This is a genomic window from Nocardia flavorosea, from assembly GCF_015477805.1.
GTDB lineage: Bacteria > Actinomycetota > Actinomycetes > Mycobacteriales > Mycobacteriaceae > Nocardia > Nocardia flavorosea_A.
The window spans coordinates 254669-276257 of sequence record NZ_JADLQL010000001.1; the positions used below are offsets into that span (position 1 = coordinate 254669).

A 21589-nucleotide genomic window follows, 5' to 3' on the forward strand; every position below is an offset into this window, starting at 1 on the left:
TGGGATGCCGATCGGCCGGCCCATGCCATCGGGAGTGCAATGTCGCGAACCGAGCGCTATATCGTTTCGCCCCGACGCTCGGCAGCGCGACCTCGCCGGCCGCCGCGACCGCCCGCGTGCACGGGCCCGCCGCGGGGCCGGCGATCCTGGATGCCGCGCTCCGGCGACCGGTCGGCGGTCGGTGTGATCAGCTGTCGATCAACTCCGCGGCGGCGCGCTTCGGGGCCGAGATCAGCAGGAGAACCGGAACCGTGAACCGCGGAACCGACTGCCCCGGAACATCGTCCCCACCTGTCGGCCCGCCGTACGGGTATGCGCCGCCTGGAGGGGTAGGTCAAGCCTCGCCGGTCGATCGTTCGAGGCCGGGAATCTCGCCGTTTCGGAAAGCATCGATGAAGAGTTCGTGGTCCGCGCGGGTACGCCGGGCGTAGCGCTGGCCGAAATTCACCATATCGCGGACGAATTCCGTCTCGTGGGAGCCGACGGCCGCCATGATCGCTTCTTCGCTCTGGAAATCGACCAGGGTCTGCTCGGAATCGGCGTCGGAGACGCAGTGCATCCCGGCGGTGGCCTGGCCGAGATACTCGATGACCGGCCGCATCTCGGACGGTTCGGTGAGGTCGGACCAGTCGAGGTCACTCACGTACGGGGAGAGTTCGGAGACGATATAGCCCTCCGCGCCGATCTCGGTGTAACCGAGCCACGGATCGGCGTGCGCCTGCAGCGCGCGCTGGGATACGGCGGTGCGGTGCCCGTGGTGGTGGAAGTATTCGCGGATCCGCTCATCGCGCACGATCCGGCTGGGCGCTGCCACGTTTCCCTGTTTCATGGACAGGATCACGTCGTTCTCCAGGGCCTCGGTCTGCCCTTCCACAAGTATGTTGTACGCGGGCAGCCCTGCCGAGCCGATCCCGAAGCCCTTGCGACCCACGATATCTTTGACCTCGTAGGTGATGCTGCGGAAGCGTTTGTGCTCCGGGATCGTATCGAGGTACCGGGTGAACGCGTCGAGCACCAGTGCACGCTCGTCCTCGTCCAGGCTGCGGACACCTTTGCCCGGCCGGAACCGGCGCTCGTAGTTCTCGACCACCGTGGTGCCGGCCAGCAGTGCGGTGCGTGTGTTCATCCGGGCGTCCAGCAGCACATCGTGGACCGGGCCCGTGGTGTTCCGCAGATGTAGTTTGAAATCCTGTTCGTCTCGGGTGCCTTCCTGGAAGGCGCGCACCATACGCACATATGACCGCACATACGTCGCGATCAATTCCTCGATATCGGCGTCGGATACCGCCTTGCGGCGGGCCAGCAGCGCCACACTGGCGCAGAATCGTTTGATATCCCAGGTGAACGCGCCGAGATAGGCTTCGTCGAAATCGTTGACATCGAAAACGAATTGGCCCGCCGAATCCATATAGGTACCGAAATTCTCCGCATGGAGATCGGCCTGGATCCAGATCCGGCCGGTGCGTTCGTCGGCCCACGGATCCTCGGCAGCCGCCATATCGTGGTAGAACAGGCAGGCCGATCCGCGGTAGAAGGCGAACGGGTTGTCGGCCATTTTGCGGAATTTCTTGCGGAAGGCGTCCGGATCGGTGGCGATCATGTCACCGAAGGCGTCGGTGAACACCTCGACGATCTCGGCTTTGCGCTCGTGCGCGGTGTGCTCGCTCGTCCCGGAATAGGTATCCACGGTGCAGGCCGGTCCTCTCGTCGTGCTGTCGTTGCCGCCGCGGCGCGGGCGGCGGTACCGGATTCGATCGTGCCAGAACCGGGTCTGCCACGCCCGGTGCGCCGCAGGGCCACCAACCGTGCCGGTGGGAAGAGTGATCACCCGGGCCGGCGGGCCCCTTCCCGGCGCATCGAGCACACGGTGCGAACGGGTGAACGTCGGTTCACCGGTTCACCTTGGGAGGCAACGGACGACGCTTCGCCAGTACGGGTACGCACCGATTGTCGCCGAAGCCGGCGCGGTGACCGCGGCAGCCGAGTTGCTGCCTGTCGCGCAGCCGTAGGAGTTACCTGTGTGCACCGGCCGGAGATCCATTGTGGCCGGTGGAGTCGACCCGGTCGGGCATCGAACGGGTGGCGGGCCTCCGGATCGACAGTGGCGCGGCGGTATCCCCGGTGCGGCCGGTGCGGCCGGTCGCCCGCCTGCGTGGACCGTCGCGCGAAACGCGTTGCCGATAGGTTCCTTCCGGCACTGGGCGGATCGCGCGAGAGAAATTACACTCGGCGTCGGGTTCGGGTGAAGAGCCTGTGCCCAGCTCCATGCGTGGGCCCTCGTCGAGGGTGTCGAGTAGGAACTGTCGGGCTCGGTGGGGAATGCGGGATCACCTCGCGAGCGTGGATCGGTAGGAACTGGAAAACGCTCATGGGCAAGGAAGCTCGGGATCCCGCCGCGGCACCGGCGGACCGTCTGGACAATGATTTCGCCACGACGACGGTGTCGTCGTTCGTCGTCGAGGCGCGCCGGCGCGGCGTGGACCCGTTGCAGTTATTGGATGCCGACTTCTTTCTCCGCGGCACCGACTAGCTCGCTGGGCCGGATGCCGAACGCCCGGCAGATCTTGTACAGCTGTGTCACGTTCATCGCCCGTTCGCCGTGTTCGAGCCGGGCGATGGTTTTCTTGTTGTAGCCGGTTGCCTCGGCCAGTGCCTCCTGGGTCCAGCCGCGGCGGGCGCGCATCGCGCGCACCTCCGCGCCCAGCGCCGTGTCCAGCCTCGCCTCCTCGGCGGTCGCTTCCTCCGACTCGGCGGGCGTCGCATTCATGTCGACCATTCTGAGAGGGGGAAGAGTCTTAATCAAGTGCCCGATAGTCCCGGCACGGCGTCCGTACGCGACACCGCTCAAGGGACCGAACGGGGGTTCCAGGAGACCGATTATGGTTGAAAAGTGACCGAACCGGGCATACTCTGAAAGTAGAGCGGTTGACTATCACCGCAGTTCAGAACCTCGAACTGGGTGGGTTGCCGCCGGGTGGCAGGCGTTCACCGGGTATCGCGGTGCGCGCGGACCGTAGGAGGCAGGAGGGCCCGATGAGCTGGAGCGGCGACCCGATATGGCTGGCCGATGTACTCCGTGGCGCCGGCCTGGCCGTCATCGAGCACGACGGCTGGCGGCAACGCGGCCACGGTGACTTCCTCGATATCCGCGGCGTGCTGTGCCATCACACCGCCGGGGGCGGGCCGAACGACTGGCGCATCGTGCAGGACGGCCGCCCGGGGCTCCCGGGCCCGCTCGCACAACTGGTGCTCGAGAAGGACGGCAGTTACCGGGTGATCGCCGTCGGGGTCTGCTGGCACGCGGGCCGCGGCAGCTGGCCGGGTTGGCCCACCGATAATGCGAACTACCACACGATCGGGATCGAAGCGGTTTCGCGCGGCACTCCGCCGTGGGACTGGACACCGGCCCAGCTCGACGCCTACAAGCGTGGATGCGCCGCGATCCTGCGCCGCCTCGGCCGTGGTTCCGGCGATTGCGTGGCCCACCACGAGTACTCCAGCGAAGGAAAGATCGACCCGGCGGGCATCGATATGAACGCCTTCCGCCGGGATGTACAGGCACTACTGGACGGAAGGGGCGAGGAGATGGCGTTCCTCGACGAGAAGATCACGAACTACCACGGTGAACAGGTCACCGTCCGGACGATGCTGCATTATCTCGACAAACATGTCGGGCTCGCGCTGGACCAGCTCGCCGGATCGGGAACCGCTCGCGGTGCGGACTTCCCGGGCTGGGATTTCCTGGGCGACCGGACCACCGCCGAAGCGCTGGGTGTGATCGGCGCGGCCCTGCAGATTCCGGGTTTCCGCGATCCGACCACCGACCGGCGCGGCTGACAGCGGGCGTATCGCCCGGCCGAGCAGAGGGGAGTACAGCATGATCGGCGAACTGGCCTCTGTCCTCGGCGGTCTCGTCACCGGTGTCGGCGGGGTGTGCGCAGCCGGGGTGCTGAGCAGGCGTAAGCGCCGTGCCGATGCGGTCCAGGTACTGACCCAGGCGGCGGCGCAGATGGTCGAGCCCCTGTCACGGCAGATCGCCGCGATGACAGCCGAGTTGGAAGCGCACCGCCGGGTGGTCGCCGATTCCGAACAGCGTTGCCGGCTTGCCGCATCCCAGCACGCCAGCTGGGACGTGGTGGTCCGGTCATCGTTGTTGAATCTCGGAGTGGACGTTCCACCCCCGCCGCCACTGTCCGAGGAGCTACCGGAACCGCCGCCACGGCGTCCGGTGGACCCGTAACACGGTGCAGCGACTGAGCGAAGCGCAGCGGTGCCGTGCTCGAACGTGTTCGCGGCGTAACTGGTTCACCGGGACGGCTACCTCATCGGGCGAGTCCCGGCTCGACGCGGCACCGCCGAGCCGGGACTGTGGCGCGGCGGTCAGCCGGCGGGCGATTGCAGCAACTGGACGACCCGCTTCGCGGCAATGGCGAATCTGCCCAGCGTTATCGTCGGTGTGCAGGTCGCGATCAGGAGCAGGGCGCTGCTCACCGGGAAAACTCCGACACAACCACGATCGGCCTCGAACATCGAGGCATGGAGGCGTCCCAGGGACACCAGCTGAGTGAAATGGTCGCCGATTCGGGCGGCAGCCGCGGCCATCGCCGAGCCGCGGACGGCGATCGTATCCGTACCGGTGTATCCGCCCGACTCCTCGTTGGCTGCGATGACCAGCCCGTCCCCGAAGCCAACTGATTCGCGCCGGCGAGCGAGTGGCCCGTCGGCGACAGCAACATTCTAGCAATGAAACCGACGCGGATCTAGATCAACTTCTCGGTGTGCGGGATGTGCCGCCGTCCGCGCGGGCGGCGAAAATGCCGCCCCCCGAGACGATCCGGTAAGGGAGCCGGATACCGCCCGCGGCGCTGCGTCGATCCACCGGCTGTACCCCGTTGTGCTGCCGCGGAATACACGCAGCCGGTGGGTTTCGCGCCTGCCTAGCTGTTCGCGGCGCCCCGACGGGCTGCCTTCCCGACCGTGTGCAGGTGGCCCAGTGACTGCGTGTAGGAGGCGATGAGTCCGGTTTCGCAGTAGGGCACCCCGAGATCGGCGCAGTACGCGGCGACCATCGGCTGGGCCCGGCGCAGGTTGGGCCGGGGCATCGAGGGGAACAGATGATGCTCGATCTGGTAATTGAGACCGCCGAATGCGGTGTCGACGAGGAATCCCCCGCGGACATTGCGCGAGGTGAGCACCTGTCGGCGGAGGTAATCGGTGTTGTCACCGGCCGGGAGCACTTCCATCCCCTTGTGGTTGGGCGCGAAGGTGGATCCCATATACAACCCGAACAGGCCCTGCTGTACGACGATGAAGGCAACGGCAGGCAGCGGCGGCAGAACCAGGAAGACGAGCGCGAGGTAGCCGACGGCGTGCGCGAGCAGCGTGGCCCCTTCCAGGGCGCGCCGGGGGATATCGCGTCGTACGATGGCACGCGCGCTCGAGAAGTGCAGACTCCAGCCCTCCAGCAGCAGCAGCGGGAAGAACAACCAGCCCTGATACCGGAAGATCATCCGACGCAGGCCCCGGCCGGTGCGGGCACGCAGACTCGAGTGTGCGAGTACTCCCATGATGTCGGGATCCGCGTCCTCGGTGTTGGGATGCGCGTGGTGCCGGTTGTGATTGCTGGTCCACCAGCCGATGCCGACCCCGATCGCGAGGTTGCCGAAAAGGATCCCGAGGAGATAGTCCGCCCGGCGCCGGCCGGTGATCTGCCGATGCCCGGCATCGTGACCGAGGAAGGCCAGTTGCGCGAAAACCGCGGCCAGGAACGCCGCGGTCCCGAGTTGCCACCACGATTCGCCGATCAGGACGAAAGCGATCCACCCGCCGGTCAGCGCGAACAGCACGGCCGTGGCCTTCCAGAGGTAATACCGCGGCCGGCGGTCCAACAGGCCCGCGTCGCGTACCTGCCGTAGCAACCCGGAATAGTCGCTGGTCCGGGTAGTGCGGGCGGGTCGAGGTTCGTCGAGCCGGGCGGTGGGAACAGCGTACTCGGCGGCCTTTGCCGTCATGTGGTAACCGATCTCTGCACAGGTGTCGTTTCGCCGGTGGATCATCCGTGACCGCCGCCGGCCGACCGTCGCGGTCGACTGTGCGCTCACCCTACCGTCGCAGTCCCGCGCTTCCGGTCCCGGTCGCATATATCGGCCGGTGACGGCGGGACGCGCCGTGCGAGAACAGGGGGTTCGTTTCCCGGTGGAGCGGGTATGCGCGATCCGCCCGCAGTGTCCCGAACCGGAACACCCGTCGCCGCCGACGGCACCCGGCAGAACTGGGGCACCGCGCGGCTGCCCGGTGTCCTCGGCAGTAAATGGGGCTGGTCGGACCTGCCACCGCCGGAGGTCGCGTCCGCGTCGTTCGGCCCGGGATTCACCGTCGCGGCGCATACCCGCGGTAGCCCCGAGGATCAGACCGCCGATGTGGGACAGGCGCTCGCCGAAGTGCTCACCCGGATCGTCGGCGGTCCGGCCCCGGCAGCGGTGCGGTAACACTACACCTGGTGCCGAATACCTTCGCTGATATGGAAACTGGCTTCCTCGGGACTGACCAGACCGAGCAGAGTCAGCGGGCGCGGGGTGACCGCGTTGGTCAGGTAGGTGAGGGTGATCGCCCACCGGTTGAGCCCCCGTGGCACCGAGTAGGTGTGGTAGGCGCGGGTGACAGCCTTGGCGGGCATACCGGAGAGGCGCAGCCCCAGCGGGTTGGCGACGGCGAAACGCGGACCCAGATCCACCACCAGGCCCATATCGCGATGTTTGTACGGCACCGGCGCCCCGATCCCCAGGCTCGCGGCCACATTGCGGGCCAGGACTTTGCCTTGGCGGGTGGCGTGCTGGGCAGTGGGCGGCGTGATCTTTCCGGGCTGGGTGAGATCGGGGACCGCAGCCGCGTCTCCGCCGGCGAATACCTCGGGGTGGCCGGGCACCTGTAGATCGGCGTTCACGATCAGCCGCCCGCGCTCCATCGGCAGGTCGAGGGTGCTCAGAACCGGCGCCCCGGTGACGCCGGTCACCCAGGCGACCGTGTACGTCGGCACGGTGGTGCCGTCGGTGAGCACCACATGGTCACCGGCCAGCTCTTTCAGGGACATCCCGAGGCGGATATCGATCCCGCGCCCGCGCAGGACCGACAGCACCTGATCGCTCAGCTTGTCGCCGACCTCGGGCATCACCCGGTCGGCCATATCGAGCAGCAGGAAGCGGATCTCGGACGGATCGAAACCGCGGCGGGCAGCATAGGTGTCGGCGAGGGCCCGGAGCTGCGCGACCAGTTCGGTCCCGGCGTAGGAAGCGCCCACCACGACCACGGTGCGCCGGGCCTGCCGGATCTCCGGATCGTCTTCGTGATCGGCGAGTTCGAGCTGCCGGATCAGCTGTTCGCGCAGGTACAGCGCTTCGGCGACGGTTTTCAGGCCGCGGCCGTGTTCGCGCAGCCCGGGCACATCGAACAACCGGGTCACCGAGCCGGGGGTCAGTACCAGCCGGTCCCAGGACAGCTCCCGGCTACCGTGGTGCTCACTGGCCACCGTGAGCGTCTTGTTGTGCAGGTCGGCCGATTCCGCGGTAGCGACGATCAACCGGACCCGGGGCAGGGCATCGGTCAGCGAGACGGCCACGTACCGGGGGTCGATGAGGCCGCCGGCGACATCGGGCAGCAGCGGCGTGTACAGCATGTAGTCGGTGGGCGAGACGAGGACGACTTCGGTGTCGTCGCCCGCCGCGGCCAGGGTACGGCAGAGTTTGCGGGCGCAGGTGAATCCGGCGAACCCGCTCCCGACGATGACCACCCGCCGTGGTTCCGCCGAGCTGGCGGCGCTGTTCTGATGGTCCGGCACGCCCATCCTCCTTCGTCGTTCGGTTTCCGGCGCGGTTCCCGGAACGGGCCGGTCGAAACGTCCGCGGGGGTGGATCCGGTACCGGCGGTACGGGCGGGCGGTGGGGCGAGGCTCGTCAGCGGTAGAGGCCGAGCAGGACGCGGACCGCCGCGTCGACGATCTCGTCGGCCGATACCTGCAGGGTTCCGTCCAGCCAGGCGGTGACGAGTTCGGCCATACCGCCGATGAAGAACAGTCCGGCGGTTTCGTCGGCGGTCGTACCGCGGCGGGACGCGCCGAAATGTTCCCGCGCCTCCAGCGCCGATTCGTGTGCCAGGTGGCGGAGTAGCTGGGTGCGGCGCTGCCGCAGCCGGGGGACGGCTACGGCTTCGATGATGGCGACCCGGCCCTTGCGGGGATCGTCGATCAGGAGCTGGACGAAGGCGCGGACCGAGGCGCGGACCCGGGCCTCGGGATCCGGGCCCGCGTCCTCTGCGGCGCGCCGGCTGATCTCCTCGATTTCGGCGGCGATATGGTTCAGCACCGCTTCCAGTACCGCGTCCAGCCCGGAGAAGCTCTCGTAGAAATAGCGTTCGCTGAGGCCCGCCGCCGCGCATACGGCGGTCATCGTGGTCCGGGTTTCCGGATCCGCCCAGACGGTCAGTGCGGCTTCGAGCAATCGGCTGCGGCGGTCGGCGGCGCGGTCGGCGGCGCTGACGCCCCGATACACACCCGATTGCACAGCCACGTTCCTCAGCATGCCATAGGCGCAAAGCCCGCTGGATCAAAGGTTGACAGGACGTACTTCCTGAATCAGTGTGGTCGTGACAGAGACCACACGATATGAGGTGAACGATGACGGCCGAAGCCCTGGGACCACACGAGGAAACGGCACCGGCGCCGCGGCCGATCCCGGTTCAGCACCGCGACGACCGGGGCCTGCCCGTGATCGGCCAGGTTTTCGAATACGCCAAGGATCCGGTGGCGCTGTGCCGCAGCCGCTGGGAGCGCTACGGCCCGGTTGCGCCGTTCCGCGCGCTCGGGAAAACCACGGTCATGCTCCTGGGGGCGGACGCCTGCGGTGAAGCCTTCCAGAACAAGGACAAGGCGCTGGCCAACGGGCCGGCGTGGTCGGAGTTGGTGGGCCCGTTCTTCCACCGCGGTCTCATGCTGCTCGACTTCGAGGAGCATCACGGGCACCGTCGGATCATGCAGCAGGCGTTCACCCGGCCGCGGCTCGAGGCCTATACCCGCCGCCTGCACCCCGCCATCCAACAGGGCGTGGCAGGCTGGGAGCCGGGCAAGGAGTTCCCGTCGTACTGGAAGCTCAAGCAACTCACCCTCGATATCGCCGCCGATCTGTTCATGGGCGGCGCCGAGGACACCGATGCGGCCGAAATGGACCGGATCAACAAGGCTTTCATCGCCTGCGTCCAGGCCGCCGCCGGTATCGTCCGCGCGAATATCCCCTGCACCCGGTGGGGCCGGGCCTACCGCGGCCGCAAGGTGCTCGAGGATTTCCTGCGCCACTACCTGCCCGCCAAACGTGGCGAGCAGACCGACGATATCTTCTCGGTGCTGTGCCATGTCGAAACCGAGGACGGGCAGCGGTTCTCCGATGAAGACGTGGTGAACCATATGATCTTCCTGATGATGGCGGCGCACGACACCTCCACCATCACCACCTCCACCATCCTGCAGTACCTCGGCCAGCACCCGGAATGGCAGCAGCGTTGCCGTGCGGAATCGCTGGCCCTCGGTCCGGAGCCGACGATGGCCGAGCTCGAGGGCCTGGTCTCGATCGACCTGGTGATGCGCGAGGCACTGCGGCTGCGGGCCCCGGTGCCGGTGCTGGTGCGGTATGCGGTGAAGGACACGGTGATCCAGGGGGTCCGGATCCCGGCCGGTACCGATGTCATCGTGGGTGTCCAGTTCACTCATATGATGGACGACTACTGGACCGACCCGGCGGCCTTCGATCCCGCGCGCTTCGAACCCGCCCGCCGGGAAGACAAAACGCACCGTTTCGCCTGGACACCGTTCGGCGGCGGTGTGCACAAATGCATCGGCCTGCATTTCGGCGGCCTGGAGGTGAAGGCGATAATGCATCGCCTGCTGCGCGACTACCACTGGACGCTCGATCCCGCGTACGTGCCGCCGATGGACTACCACTCCCTGCCTTTTCCCAAGGACGGCCTGCCTATCACCCTGCTGGAGAACCGGTCGCGAAGTTCGGCCGCCGCCGGGTGAGCCGGCCCGGCAGGGATGAACGCCACAGTGCCGCGGGGCTGTCTATCCTTGACCGATTCCAGAAAACGGACCAGACTTTCCGGTGTGCAAACAGCCGAGGAGTTCCAGCAGATGCTGCGGGGGGTTTCGCTGCGCGTCACCGCCCCACGGGTCGCGGTACTGAGCGCTGTGCACGATAACCCGCACGCCGATACCGATTCGATCATCCGTGTCGTGCGTTCCCGCCTGTCGGCCGTTTCCCACCAGGCGGTGTACGACTCGTTGCGTACACTCACCGCGGCCGGCCTGCTTCGCTGTATCCAGCCGTCCGGCTCGGTGGCGAGGTACGAGACCCGCGTCGGCGACAACCACCATCACGTCGTCTGCCGCGGGTGCGGGGCGATCGCCGATGTCGATTGTGCGGTCGGCGCGTCTCCGTGCCTGACGGCGTCGGACGATCACGGCTTCGCGATCGACGAGGCCGAGGTCATCTATTGGGGCCTGTGCGCCGAATGCGCGAGAGAGAATCGTTTTCGATAACAGCTCCGCACCACTCGTCAGGAAGGAATATCGTGACCTCCGATAGCCGTCCACCTGCTCCTGAGACCGGGACTTCGAGTAACAGCGAAAGCGAAAATCCGGCGATCCCTTCCCCGACCGCCAAAACCGACAATCGTCCCCGCACCAACAAGGACTGGTGGCCGAACCAGGTCGACATCTCGGTCCTGCACGCCCATTCCTCCAAATCCAACCCGCTCGGCGAAGATTTCGACTATGCGAAGGAGTTCGCGAAACTCGATGTCGAGGCGCTGAAGGCCGATGTCGCGGCGGTCCTGACCGATTCGCAGGACTGGTGGCCCGCCGACTACGGCAACTACGGCGGCCTGTTCATCCGGATGAGCTGGCATGCCGCGGGCACCTACCGGATCGCCGACGGCCGCGGCGGCGGTGGACAGGGCGCGCAGCGCTTCGCACCACTCAACAGCTGGCCCGACAACGCCAGCCTGGACAAGGCGCGCCGACTGCTGTGGCCGGTCAAGCAGAAGTACGGCACGGCGATCTCGTGGGCCGATCTGCTGGTGTTCGCCGGGAACGTCGCGCTGGACTCGATGGGTTTCCAGACCTTCGGCTTCGGTTTCGGCCGTCCCGATATCTGGGAGCCGGAGGAGATCTACTGGGGGCCGGAGGACACCTGGCTCGGCGACGAACGCTACAGCGGTGACCGGGAGCTGTCCGGCCCGCTCGCCAACGTCCAGATGGGCTTGATCTACGTGAACCCGGAGGGACCCAACGGCCGGCCCGACCCGGTCGCGGCGGCCCGCGATATCCGGGAAACCTTCGGCCGGATGGCCATGAACGATGTGGAGACCGCCGCGCTCATCGTCGGCGGCCACAGTTTCGGCAAAACCCACGGCGCCGGCGATCCGGACCTGCTCGGCCCGGAACCCGAAGCCGCCCCGATCGAACAGCAGGGCCTGGGCTGGAAGAACTCCCACGGTACGGGCACCGGCCGCGATACGCTCACCAGTGGCCCGGAGGTCATCTGGACATCTACCCCCACCCGGTGGAGCAACGGTTTCCTGCAGAACCTCTACGGCTACGAATGGGAGTTGACCAAGAGCCCGGCGGGCGCCTGGCAGTGGAAACCGAAGGACGGTGCGGGCGAGGGTACGATCCCGGACCCGTTCGACGGCCCGGCCCGCGCGCCGAGCATGCTCACCACCGATATCGCCCTGCGTGAGGACCCGATCTACCGGGAGATCACCAGCCGGTGGCTGGAGCATCCCGAAGAACTAGCCGAGCAGTTCGCCAAGGCTTGGTACAAGCTGCTGCACCGCGATATGGGCCCGGTCAGCCGGTATCTCGGCCCCTGGGTGCCCGAACCGCAGCTGTGGCAGGACCCGGTACCACCGGTGGACCACGAACTGATCGACGAAGCGGATATCGCGGCGTTGAAGAGCAAACTGCTCGATTCCGGCCTGACGGTCGCCCAACTCGTCAAGACCGCGTGGGCGTCCGCGGCGAGTTTCCGCAGCACCGATAAACGCGGCGGCGCCAACGGCGCCCGGATACGGCTCGAACCGCAGAAGAACTGGGAAGTCAACGAACCGGCCGAACTCGCGCAGGTACTGCCCGTGCTCGAGCGGATCCAGCAGGACTTCAACAGTTCCGCCACCGGCGGTAAGCGGGTCTCGCTGGCCGATCTGATCGTTCTCGCCGGCGCGGCGGGTGTCCAGCAGGCGGCAAAGGATGCCGGATACGACATCACGGTGCCGTTCTCGCCCGGACGCACGGACGCCACCCAGGAGAACACCGATGTGGAATCGGCCGCGGTACTCGAACCGCGGGCCGACGGCTTCCGCAACTATGTGCGGACGGGGGAAAAGGCCCCGTTGGAAACCCTGCTGGTCGATCGCGCCTACATGCTGGACCTGACGGCTCCGGAACTGACGGTCCTGCTCGGCGGCCTGCGGGTCCTCGGTATCAATCACGGCGGCAGCACGCACGGCGTGTTCACCGATCGCCCCGGCGTGCTGACCACCGATTTCTTCGTCAACCTCCTCGATCAGGGCACCGAGTGGAAGGCCTCGGAATCGGCGGAGAACGTCTACGAGGGCTTCGACCGGCGAACCGGTGAACGCAAGTGGACGGCCACCGCCAACGATCTGGTCTTCGGATCCCATTCCGTGCTGCGTTCGGTGGCCGAGGTCTACGCCCAGCGCGACGCCGGACCGCGTTTCGTCCGGGACTTCGTATCGGCATGGGTCAAGGTCGCCGAGAACGATCGGTTCGATCTGCGCTGATCATGCAGTCGTGAACCGGGCCGGTCCGTGACGGACCGGCCCGGTTGCGGGTTTCCGGGCGGGGCTCGCGCCGCCGGTGCGGTCGCGATTGCGCCACAACCCGGACACGGGTCCGGTGCATGCGTGCCGGGGTCGCGCCGCCGCCCATATCCTCGACGGAGGACGACGCGGCCCCGCGATTCCGCCGCACCGAGCACGGCGAGGCGAGAGGCAATCCGATATGGCCACACATTCCGAACCGCCGATCATCGTCGGTATCGATGGTTCGCCCACCTCCCTGGACGCGCTGCGCTGGGCGGCCCGGCACGCGGCGCTGCATCGCTGCCCACTCCAACTCGTCCACGCGATCGGCGCACCGGTCACCTTCGGCCCGGAGATCAGTGTCGTCGGCCTGGACAACCAGGCGCTGCGGGCCGACGGGGAGACGATCCTCGCCGCCGCCGAGGAGACCGCCCGCGAAACCGCGGCCGATCTGGAGATCACCACCACCGTCGCCGACCTCGGTGCCACCACGGTCCTGCTCGACCTCTCCGCGGACGCCCGCATGGTCGTCGTGGGCACCCGCGGCCTCGGCACCCTGGGCCGGCTCCTGCTCGGCTCGGTGAGCACCTCACTCGCCCGCCACGCCCACTGCCCGGTCGCGGTGATCCCCGATACCGAGGAACCGGCGCGAGACCTCGGGCAGCGCCCGGTGGTGGTCGGCGTGGACGGCTCCCCGCGCGGCCAGGAAGCCGTCGATATCGCGTTCGAGGAAGCCTCCCGCGGGTACGTCGGCGTGATCGCGGTGACCACCTGGTCGGAATCATTCCGCTATATCTCCCGTGACGAAATGCAGGAACAAGCCCGCGCGTTGCAGGCCGAGAGCCTGGCCGGCCGCGCCGAGCGTTACCCCGACGTGGCGGTCACCTCGGTGGTCGCCGAGGATCGGCCGGCCCGCCGGATCCTGGCCGAATCCGAGAACGCACAGCTCATTGTCGTCGGAAGTCACGGCCGCGGCGGTTTCGCCGGTATGACGCTCGGGTCGGTCGGCCAAGCAGTCCTGCACAGCACCCGGGTCCCCCTCCTCATAGCCCGCGCCCGCGACTGATCGCCCCGCCCGGCGGCTTACAGTGGCAGCATCCAGCGCTGAAGTGACGGCCCAAACTAGGGCGCAGCGCGCGATGCCGCTCTCCACTTTCCCCGATCCGACCGCCTCGCGTGGCGGTGAGGTCGGGGCGGCCACCTGCACGGCGTCGGAGCCGCGGCCTCGCCTTCGACGCGAGCGAGGTTTCCCGGCCTGGCCGTGCATCCACCCGTAATTCGGGCTGTCCGATTGCGGTCCGGTGTCGCCCCTGACCGGTCCGCTCGCTGTTGGTCGCCTCGCAGCTCATCGGCAGCCCGGGCGGCCGATGAGGAACACGACAGTATCGCCAGGATCTCGTGAGGATCGGTCGACACACGCGGACTCGGCACCTCTCCTTCCTCGCGGCCGACGCCTCGGCGCGGGTTCCGCGCGCTCGAGCCGCCGACAGTGCTCGCGACCGCGGTTACCGCAAACGCCGGCATCGCGGCCGCCACCGCATTGCCGCCCGGCGTCCGGCGGCCGGTCATGACATTTGTCAGTACTGGCCCATGAACTATTCATCGTGGATCGATGACTGGTCGTACTACTGGTGACCGGCTGTCTCCGTGAGGGTGGGAGGTATGAACAGAACGGAGTACGGAACGCCGGATCCGGGCGCTGAGCGGTCGTATGAGACCTCTGCGGCCACCCGGCCCGCCGCATCGGCACCGGCGAACGATGTCATCAGCGCGCGTGGTCTGCGCCGGACCTACGGCCAGGGAAAGGACGCGTTCGAGGCGGTCCGCGGTGTGGATATCGACGTCGCGGAGGGGGAGGTTTTCGCACTGCTGGGTACCAACGGCGCCGGGAAGACCTCGACCCTGGACATTCTCGAGGGGCTCACCGCACCGTCCGCCGGGGACGTGCGGGTATTCGGGCTGGATCCGCGGCGCGATCGCGCGCAGGTCCGCGCACAGGTCGGGATCATGCTGCAATCCGGCGGGCTACCGGCCGAACTGACCGTCGGTGAAACACTCGAGATGTGGCGCGGGACGTGCACCGCCCCGACCACCGCCGAGGTGGTGCTCGCGCAGGTCGGGCTCACCGGTCGCGCCGATGTGCGGGTCGGCTCGCTGTCCGGCGGTGAGCGTCGCCGCGTCGATATGGCTTGTGCACTGCTGGGGCAGCCGCGTTTGCTGTTTCTCGACGAACCGACCACCGGACTCGACCCCGAGAGCCGCCGCGGCACCTGGCAATTGCTCGCCGACCTGAAGGCGGCCGGCGTGACGATGGTGCTCACGACGCACTACCTGGACGAGGCCGAGGCGCTGGCCGACCGTATCGCGATCATGCACAAGGGCACGATCGCGCGCCGCGGAACCCTGCGCGATATCGTCGACGGCCATCCCGCCCGGATCGTCTTCGACCACCCCGGGCTACCGCTACCCCCACTGCCCACCGCCGTCGTCGACGCCGGAGAACGGGTCACCGTCAGCACCCACGATCTCCAGGGGCATCTGCTCGAACTTCTCGGCTGGGCCGGTGGGCACGGTATCCGCCTGGCAGGTCTGGACGCCCGGGCCGCCTCACTCGAATCGGTATTCCTCGATATCGCTGCCGAATCCGCCGGCGGATCGGTGGACGAGCCGCAACTGATCGGAGCTACCCGATGACCACCACCGCGACCCCGCCCGCCGGTTTCCGCCGCCGCCCGCTGAAGGCACTCGCGAAGGCCGAATATCTGCAGTTCCGCCGGAACAAGACGCTGGTCTACACGGCAACCGTCTTCCCGATCGGGCTCCCGCTGGCCCTTTACTTCATCGCCCGCAGGGATGCAGAACCCACCGCAGCGATGGCGGCGACAGCGTTCGAGATGTTCGCTCTGCTGGCGCTGCTGTTCATGCAGTACTACTCGGTGCTGTCCATGGTGACGACCCGCCGCGGCGAGGGAGTACTGAAACGGCTGCGGACAGGTGAGGCCGCCGATTGGCAGATCCAGACCGCCCCGGGCGTTCCCGGTGCCGTGGTGACACTGTTCTGTACGGTCGTCATCGCCGCGGTGATCTACGGTACCGGCGCGCCCGCACCGGTGAATCCGTTCGCGATCGTCCTCGCGCTGGTGGGCGGGATCGTCCTGTTCACACTGCTCGCGCTGGCCACCAGTGCCGTGACCAAGAACGCCGAGGCGGCCCAGATCACCTCGTTGCCGGTGATGACGGTCGCGATGCTCGGTCTCGGCTCGATCCGCGGGATACTGCCGGACCGGCTGGCCGACCTGGCCGAGTGGACTCCGTTCGCCGCCGTATCCGATCTGGTGTTCCTCGGTGCCGCCGGCCGGACGGCCCTCGGTTCCGCCGACGATCCGGCACTCGACTTCGCGGGTACCTTCACCGCACTCGGCCGGCCGTTTGCGACACTGGCGATATGGACGGTCCTGGCGCTCGTGCTGACTCGCCGGAGTTTCCGCTGGGACGACCGCGGGTGAACCGGGTGGCCGCATGGTGGCGCGCGCTGCCGGGGCCGGCCAAGTTCAGGCTGTACATGCGGCTGTCGCTACAAGGGTCGATCCTGGGGATCGTCCTGGCGATAGTCGTTGTCGCGCCGCAACCGTTGCCGGCGGCCGGTATCGCGGTCGCCGGTATCGCGGCGGCCGCGGCGATCGAGGCACGCCCCGAATTCGCCACATGGGCAAACGCCGCCACACGACAGTGGATGTTTCGCGCAGCGACAGTGGTGCTGGCAGCGGTGTGGGCGATCTATGCCCTGGTGCCTGCGCCGGATGCGGCCGAAACGGCACCCCTCGCGGGCACTCGGGCGGTATGCCTCGTCACCGTGTTCCTGGCAGCCTTCGCCGTGATCCCGTACTTCCGGTACCGATGGTTGATTCTGGCGGCGCTGGCCTTTGCCACCGGTGTGGCGTTGCGTTCCGGCTCGAGTGTGCACCCCGACCTCGCCTTCGTTGCCTCGATCGGTGGGGCGACCTTTTTCGGTGGCGCTTTCGTCCTCGGTACGATGCTGATCAGCATTTGGGGGATCCGGATGGTCGACGAGCTGGAGCGGACGAAGGATATCGAGGCCGAACTGCAGGTGGCGCAGGAACGTTTGCGGTTCGCCCGTGATCTGCACGATGTCGTCGGCCGCGGGTTTTCCGCGATCGCGGTGAAAAGCGAATTGGCGGTGGCGCTTTCGAAGGCCGGCGAAACGGGCCGGGCGGCCGGTGAAATGGACAGTGTGCGGTCCCTGGCTGTCGAGTCGATGGGGCAGATGCGGGCGCTGGTTCGCGGCTACCGGGATATCGACCTGCGCGAGGAGGTGGCCGGTGCGCGGTCGCTGCTGTCCGCGGTGGAGTGTGTACTGATCGTCGAAGGCGATCCCGCCGCCGTTCCCGCGCGCTACCACGACGTCGCCGCGTGGGTGGTGCGCGAGGGGACGACGAATATCGTCGAGCATTCCGCCGCGACCTCGGCGACGCTGATCCTCGGGACGGCGGGAATGTCGTTGCGCAACAACCGGCCACACACCACGCCGGGTGAGCGGTCGGGTTTGCGTGGCCTGGCCGAGCGACTCGAACTCGTCGGCGCAACTCTGGAAGCGGGCCTGGAATCCGGCGAGTTCGTTCTCGAAATCCTTTGGGAGAAGCAGTGATCCCCGTTTTCCTGGCCGACGATGAAACGTTGATCCGCGCGGCCCTGGCGACGATGCTCGATCTGGAAGCCGATCTCGAGGTCGTCGGGCATGTGGGCTCCGGTGCGGAACTCGTCGCCGCGTGGCGGCGGCGCTGTGAGAGCGGGGACCCGGCCGGGGTGGCCGTCATCGATCTGCAGATGCCCGGTTTGGACGGTATCGCGACCGCCGGGGAAATTCAGCGCCTCACTCCGGGAGCGGGCACGGTGATCGTCACCAGCCACGGCCGGCCCGGATATCTCAAGCGGGCACTGGCCGGCGGTGTGCGTGGTTTCCTGCCCAAGACGACATCGGCGGGCACCCTCGCGGAGGTTATCCGCACCGTCCACGGCGGCGGCCGATACGTGGATCCGGAATTGGCTGCGGAGGCCATCAGCGCCGGCGATACGGTCCTCACCGCGCGTGAGGCGGATGTTCTCGAATACGCCGCCGACGGTGCCTCCGTCGACGAAATCGCCCGCCGCGCGCATCTGTCACCAGGCACGACCCGCAACTACCTGTCCGCTGCCATGGCCAAACTCGGGGTCTCCAACCGCTACGAAGCGGCCTTGAAGGCCCGTGAGAAGGGCTGGATCTGAGCCGATTCCTTGCCCCGTTGGCGCCACCTCCTTATATTGAAGATAATTATGCACATAGATATGTGGCTGTGGAGCGGACCACGGGGAATCGGGAGACGGGTATGAGGGCTTGGCAGTTCGAACGTGTGGGGACTCCGCTCGCGCTCCGGGAGGTGCCGGAGCCGCGGCCGGCGGCGGGGGAGGTGCTCATCGAGATCAAGGCGGCCGGGCTCTGTCATACCGATGTCGGGATCCTGCACGAGCCGAAGTGGACGGAACGCATCGGACCTTTCCCGCTGACACTCGGGCACGAGGTTGCCGGGGTGATCGCCGAGGTCGGTGCCGGGGTCGAAGATTATGAGCCCGGCGATCGGGTCGGTGTATTCGCGGCCGGGCGGACCCGGCCGGGGCAGGGACGCGACGGCGGATACTCCTTCCGGTGCACCGCGCTCCCCGAAGATCTCGTGCGGATACCCGAGGGAGTCGGGTTCGAACAGGCCGCACTCGGCACCGACGCCGGCTGCGCGGCCTACCATGCCCTCGTGCGCCGGGGCGGTGTGCGGGCGGGCGACAAGGTCGGGATCATCGGCCTCGGCGGGCTCGGCCAGGTGGCGGCCCGGGTCGCGGCGGTGAAAGGGGCCACCGTATTCGTCGCGGAGAAAAAGCAATCCTTGTGGCCGCTGGCGAAAGAACTCGGTGCGCAGGCCGTATCCGGCGATATCACCGAGTTCGCCGGGGAGAACCTCGATCTGATCATCGATTTCGCGGGGTTCGGCACCACCACGGCCGCCGCCATCGAGACCGTACGTGAGTTCGGCACCGTCGTGCAGGTCGGTATGGGCGAACTGACCGCAGAGATATCCACCGGCACCTTGATTTTCAAGCAGATCACGCTCGTCGGGTCGCGCGGCGGTTCGGTGGCCGATATCGCGGCCGTGTACGACCTGGTCGCCGCGGGGGAGCTGAAACCCCAGATCGTGCCGATCACCTTCGACGAGATCCCCGCGGGCCTGGAACGGCTGCGCCGCGGCGAGGTCGACGGCCGGCTGGTGGCCGTCTATGACTGAGCCGGTGGCGATCGTCACCGGCGGTGCGAGCGGGATCGGCGCGGCCTGCGCCGAACGCTTGGCCGCCGACGGATTCCGTGTCCTGGTCGCCGACGTACAGGAGGAACCGGGCCGGGCGCTCGCGCGGCGGCTCGGCGGTGAGTTCGTGCCCACCGATGTGACCCGCGAGGCCGATATCGAGGCACTGGTGGACCGGGCCGGGGCCCTGGACGTGTTCTTCGCCAATGCCGGGATCTTCGGTGCGCTCGGGCCCATCGAGCAGACCGATACCGCGGAAGCGGACCGGACGATCGCGGTCAACCTGCGTGGCACCCTGCTGTGCCTCAAGCATGCGGTCCGGGTGATGCGGCCACGCCGGCGCGGGTCGATCATCGTCACCGCCAGTCCGGGCGGGGTCGTGGGCGGTGTGGGCCCGCACGTCTACAGCGCGACCAAGGCCGGTGTCGCCGGGCTGGTGCGTGCGGTCGCCGCCGAGGTGCGCGACTACGGTATCCGGGTCAATTCCGTTGTGCCGGGCGCGATCGTCTCCCCGATGACCGCCGCCGTCCTCGCTGATGATCCGGCCGATCTCGCCGCCGCCACACAGGCGATGGCGCCCAGTCCGCTCGTCGGCCGCCCGGGTACGCCCGGGGATGTGGCCGGGGCAGTGTCGTTCCTGGCCGGCGCGGACTCGGCATTCGTCACCGGTACGGAGCTGTTCGCGGACGCCGGATACACCCACGCCCCGGGCCCGGCGAGCTTCGCGAAGGCGAAGTTCGCCGGGCCCTGAGGGAAGTTCAGCGGTCTCGGCTGAAAACGAACGCGGTCGACTTGGCCAGTCCGTTGGAGACCGTGACCAGCGCCCGCGACGCCTCCGGCACTTGCCGTTCCCCGCCCCGCCCGGTCACCTGCAGCACCGCCTCGGCGAGGTGCGTCATCCCGTGCAGACGGCCTTCGCCGAGCGCGCCACCGCCGGTATTGACCGGGAGTTTCCCGGTCAGGGTCGTATGCCCGTCCCGCGTGAATGGCACAGCCTCGCCGCGGCCGACGAAGCCCATCCCCTCGAGCCAGGTGTAGACGAATACGCTGAAACCGTCGTACAACTGGGCATTGTCGATATCGGATGGTCCGAGGCCGCTGGTGCGCCACAGCGTCCGCGCGATCTGCTCGGCGCCCTCGACGAGATCTTCGAGGGTCATCACCGCACCCGTCGGCGCGGTGTGGGTGCCGGCGGCGAATCCGGTGAGCAGAGCCGGCGGCTGCCGTAGGTCCCGCGCCCGTTCCGTCGAGGTGAGCAGGACAGCGACCGCGCCGTCGACGGGAATATCGCAGTCCAGGATGGACATCGGATCGGCGATCATCCGGGCGTTCAGATAATCCGCGGCCGACAGGGTGGAACCCCGCCAGTACGCATGGGGGTTCTTCTGCGCGTTCTCCCGGTTGGCGACCAGGAACGGCGCCAGATCCGCCCGGGAGTATCCGTTCAGGTCGAGGTATCGGCGCAGTACGGTTGCCGCCCAGGCCGGCGGGTTGCTGAAGCCGAACGGCGCCTGGAACTGATCCGGCCCGGCGGCGATCGTGCTGTCGTAGTTGACGTACTTACCCTTGGGCACGTGCAGCGACCGGTAGACCAGCGCATGCGTGCACACTCCGGAGTGGATCGCCATGGCCGCATCCATCAGGCTCTGCGTCACCATGCCGTTGGTGGATCCGGTCCAGGTGATCTGCGGTCTGATCCCCAGCAGTTGCGGCAGGTGATACGGCGTGACGACGTCGATACCTTCGCCGGTACCTTTCGTTCCGCCGTAGCGCGGCATGGAGGGCGAGGTCGAGATACCGTCCACCTCCGAACGCTCGAGGCCGGCGTCGGCCAGCGCGCGATCACACGCCTCCACCGTGAGTGCCGCCAGAGTGCGCGGCAACCGCCGCCCGAGCTCGCTGTACCCGACACCCGCGACGGCGACCTTGTCCCGCAGTTCCCACATATCCCTCACGCTCCCGCCGGCCGGAACTGCGGTAGCACGCAGTCCTCGGAGATCTTTTCGAACGTCACCTCGACCTCGGCACCGATCCGCACCGCGGCCGGTTCGGTCCCGAGCAGGTTGGCGACCATGAGCAGCCCGGGCTGTTCCACCAGTTCCACGACGACCACCACCAGCGGCACCAGCGTCGCGAAACCGGGGCCGGGGGGATCTTCCAGAACGGTGTAGCTGTGCACTGTTCCGCGGCCGGAGACCGGCTCGTAGCGGAGATCCTCGCTACCGCACGCCGGACACGTCAGGCTCGGGGCGTGGTTGAACCGCGAACACCGGGCGCACCGCTGAATGCTGAGCGTCTGTGCGCGGAGGCTGTCCCAGAAGCCCTCGGTGACATCGTCGGGGAAGGGTACCGGGCGGGTGCTTGCTGTTGTCATC

Annotated in this window: 21 protein-coding genes and 1 pseudogene; 14 read left to right on the forward strand and 8 right to left on the reverse strand. The window is 67.8% G+C overall.

The window, feature by feature from the left end; genetic code table 11:
• Positions 1-334 precede the first annotated feature (334 nt).
• Positions 335-1600 carry a DUF2252 domain-containing protein gene (locus tag IU448_RS01195; RefSeq protein WP_195054953.1) on the reverse strand — a complete coding sequence of 422 codons (1266 nt, stop codon included), beginning with the start codon at positions 1598-1600 and terminating at the stop codon, positions 335-337.
• Between the two features lie 768 nt (positions 1601-2368).
• Between IU448_RS01195 and IU448_RS01200 the strand changes: the two genes are divergently transcribed.
• Complete coding sequence (locus IU448_RS01200) at positions 2369-2530, forward strand: hypothetical protein (protein WP_195053638.1); 162 nt, start codon at positions 2369-2371, stop codon at positions 2528-2530.
• Here IU448_RS01200 and IU448_RS01205 read toward each other — a convergent pair.
• On the reverse strand, positions 2492-2767 hold the full coding sequence (locus IU448_RS01205) for a helix-turn-helix domain-containing protein (protein WP_195053639.1): 276 nt from the start codon (positions 2765-2767) through the stop codon (positions 2492-2494). The two genes, IU448_RS01200 and IU448_RS01205, sit on opposite strands and share 39 nt — an antisense overlap.
• Positions 2768-2925: 158 nt before the next feature.
• Here IU448_RS01205 and IU448_RS28670 point away from each other — a divergent pair, with 158 nt between their 5' ends.
• Both IU448_RS28670 and IU448_RS01215 read left to right on the forward strand, forming a co-directional pair.
• Positions 2926-3837 (forward strand): N-acetylmuramoyl-L-alanine amidase, encoded by a 912-nt coding sequence (locus IU448_RS28670; RefSeq protein WP_228811977.1) that lies wholly within the window; start codon positions 2926-2928, stop codon positions 3835-3837.
• Between the two features lie 40 nt (positions 3838-3877).
• Entirely contained in the window at positions 3878-4240 is a 363-nt protein-coding gene (locus IU448_RS01215; RefSeq protein WP_195053640.1) for a hypothetical protein, read from the forward strand.
• 140 nt (positions 4241-4380) lie between these two features.
• Here IU448_RS01215 and IU448_RS01220 read toward each other — a convergent pair whose 3' ends face one another.
• A complete protein-coding gene (locus IU448_RS01220; protein WP_195053641.1) occupies positions 4381-4602 on the reverse strand; it encodes a hypothetical protein in 222 nt (73 codons plus the stop codon).
• A 335-nt stretch (positions 4603-4937) separates the two neighbouring features.
• On the reverse strand, positions 4938-6011 hold the full coding sequence (locus tag IU448_RS01225; protein ID WP_195053642.1) for a fatty acid desaturase family protein: 1074 nt from the start codon (positions 6009-6011) through the stop codon (positions 4938-4940).
• Between the two features lie 222 nt (positions 6012-6233).
• On the opposite strand from IU448_RS01225, the pseudogene IU448_RS01230 reads away from it, so the two are divergent.
• Positions 6234-6488 (forward strand): annotated as a pseudogene (locus tag IU448_RS01230) (hypothetical protein); the annotation flags it as partial.
• Between the two features lie 2 nt (positions 6489-6490).
• Here IU448_RS01230 and IU448_RS01235 read toward each other — a convergent pair.
• Together IU448_RS01235 and IU448_RS01240 are read right to left on the reverse strand one after the other, a co-directional pair.
• A complete protein-coding gene (locus IU448_RS01235) occupies positions 6491-7840 on the reverse strand; it encodes an NAD(P)/FAD-dependent oxidoreductase (RefSeq protein ID WP_195053643.1) in 1350 nt (449 codons plus the stop codon).
• A 109-nt stretch (positions 7841-7949) separates the two neighbouring features.
• A complete protein-coding gene (locus tag IU448_RS01240) occupies positions 7950-8561 on the reverse strand; it encodes a TetR/AcrR family transcriptional regulator (RefSeq protein ID WP_195053644.1) in 612 nt (203 codons plus the stop codon).
• 107 nt (positions 8562-8668) lie between these two features.
• Here IU448_RS01240 and IU448_RS01245 point away from each other — a divergent pair, with 107 nt between their 5' ends.
• The 10 genes from IU448_RS01245 (at position 8669) to IU448_RS01290 (ending at position 19965) form a co-directional block, all read left to right on the forward strand.
• Positions 8669-10063: a cytochrome P450 gene (locus IU448_RS01245; RefSeq protein ID WP_195053645.1), complete on the forward strand. Its 1395-nt coding sequence runs from the start codon at positions 8669-8671 to the stop codon at positions 10061-10063.
• 111 nt (positions 10064-10174) lie between these two features.
• Positions 10175-10582, forward strand: a complete 408-nt coding sequence (locus tag IU448_RS01250) for a Fur family transcriptional regulator (protein WP_195054954.1) — start codon at positions 10175-10177, stop codon at positions 10580-10582.
• Between the two features lie 32 nt (positions 10583-10614).
• Positions 10615-12846 carry a catalase/peroxidase HPI gene (katG, locus tag IU448_RS01255; RefSeq protein WP_280458351.1) on the forward strand — a complete coding sequence of 744 codons (2232 nt, stop codon included), beginning with the start codon at positions 10615-10617 and terminating at the stop codon, positions 12844-12846.
• A gap of 220 nt (positions 12847-13066) precedes the next feature.
• Positions 13067-13933, forward strand: coding sequence for a universal stress protein (locus tag IU448_RS01260; protein ID WP_195053647.1), 867 nt, complete (start codon positions 13067-13069; stop codon positions 13931-13933).
• Between the two features lie 596 nt (positions 13934-14529).
• Complete coding sequence (locus IU448_RS01265; RefSeq protein ID WP_195053648.1) at positions 14530-15561, forward strand: ABC transporter ATP-binding protein; 1032 nt, start codon at positions 14530-14532, stop codon at positions 15559-15561.
• Entirely contained in the window at positions 15558-16373 is an 816-nt protein-coding gene (locus IU448_RS01270; RefSeq protein WP_195053649.1) for an ABC transporter permease, read from the forward strand. The genes IU448_RS01265 and IU448_RS01270 overlap by 4 nt, the downstream gene beginning before the upstream one ends.
• Positions 16374-16378: 5 nt before the next feature.
• On the forward strand, positions 16379-17533 hold the full coding sequence (locus IU448_RS01275) for a sensor histidine kinase (RefSeq protein ID WP_324188477.1): 1155 nt from the start codon (positions 16379-16381) through the stop codon (positions 17531-17533).
• Complete coding sequence (locus IU448_RS01280; protein ID WP_195053651.1) at positions 17530-18150, forward strand: response regulator; 621 nt, start codon at positions 17530-17532, stop codon at positions 18148-18150. The genes IU448_RS01275 and IU448_RS01280 overlap by 4 nt, the downstream gene beginning before the upstream one ends.
• Before the next feature lie 101 nt (positions 18151-18251).
• Positions 18252-19196, forward strand: coding sequence for a zinc-binding dehydrogenase (locus IU448_RS01285; RefSeq protein WP_195053652.1), 945 nt, complete (start codon positions 18252-18254; stop codon positions 19194-19196).
• Entirely contained in the window at positions 19189-19965 is a 777-nt protein-coding gene (locus IU448_RS01290; protein WP_195053653.1) for an SDR family NAD(P)-dependent oxidoreductase, read from the forward strand. The genes IU448_RS01285 and IU448_RS01290 overlap by 8 nt, the downstream gene beginning before the upstream one ends.
• 7 nt (positions 19966-19972) lie before the next feature.
• On the opposite strand, the gene IU448_RS01295 is transcribed toward IU448_RS01290, so the two are convergent.
• Both IU448_RS01295 and IU448_RS01300 read right to left on the reverse strand, forming a co-directional pair.
• Positions 19973-21160 (reverse strand): thiolase C-terminal domain-containing protein, encoded by a 1188-nt coding sequence (locus IU448_RS01295; protein ID WP_195054955.1) that lies wholly within the window; start codon positions 21158-21160, stop codon positions 19973-19975.
• A 5-nt stretch (positions 21161-21165) separates the two neighbouring features.
• The gene (locus IU448_RS01300; protein ID WP_195053654.1) at positions 21166-21588 is read right to left on the reverse strand and encodes a Zn-ribbon domain-containing OB-fold protein; all 423 of its coding nucleotides are present in this window, start codon (positions 21586-21588) and stop codon (positions 21166-21168) included.
• Position 21589 lies beyond the last annotated feature (1 nt).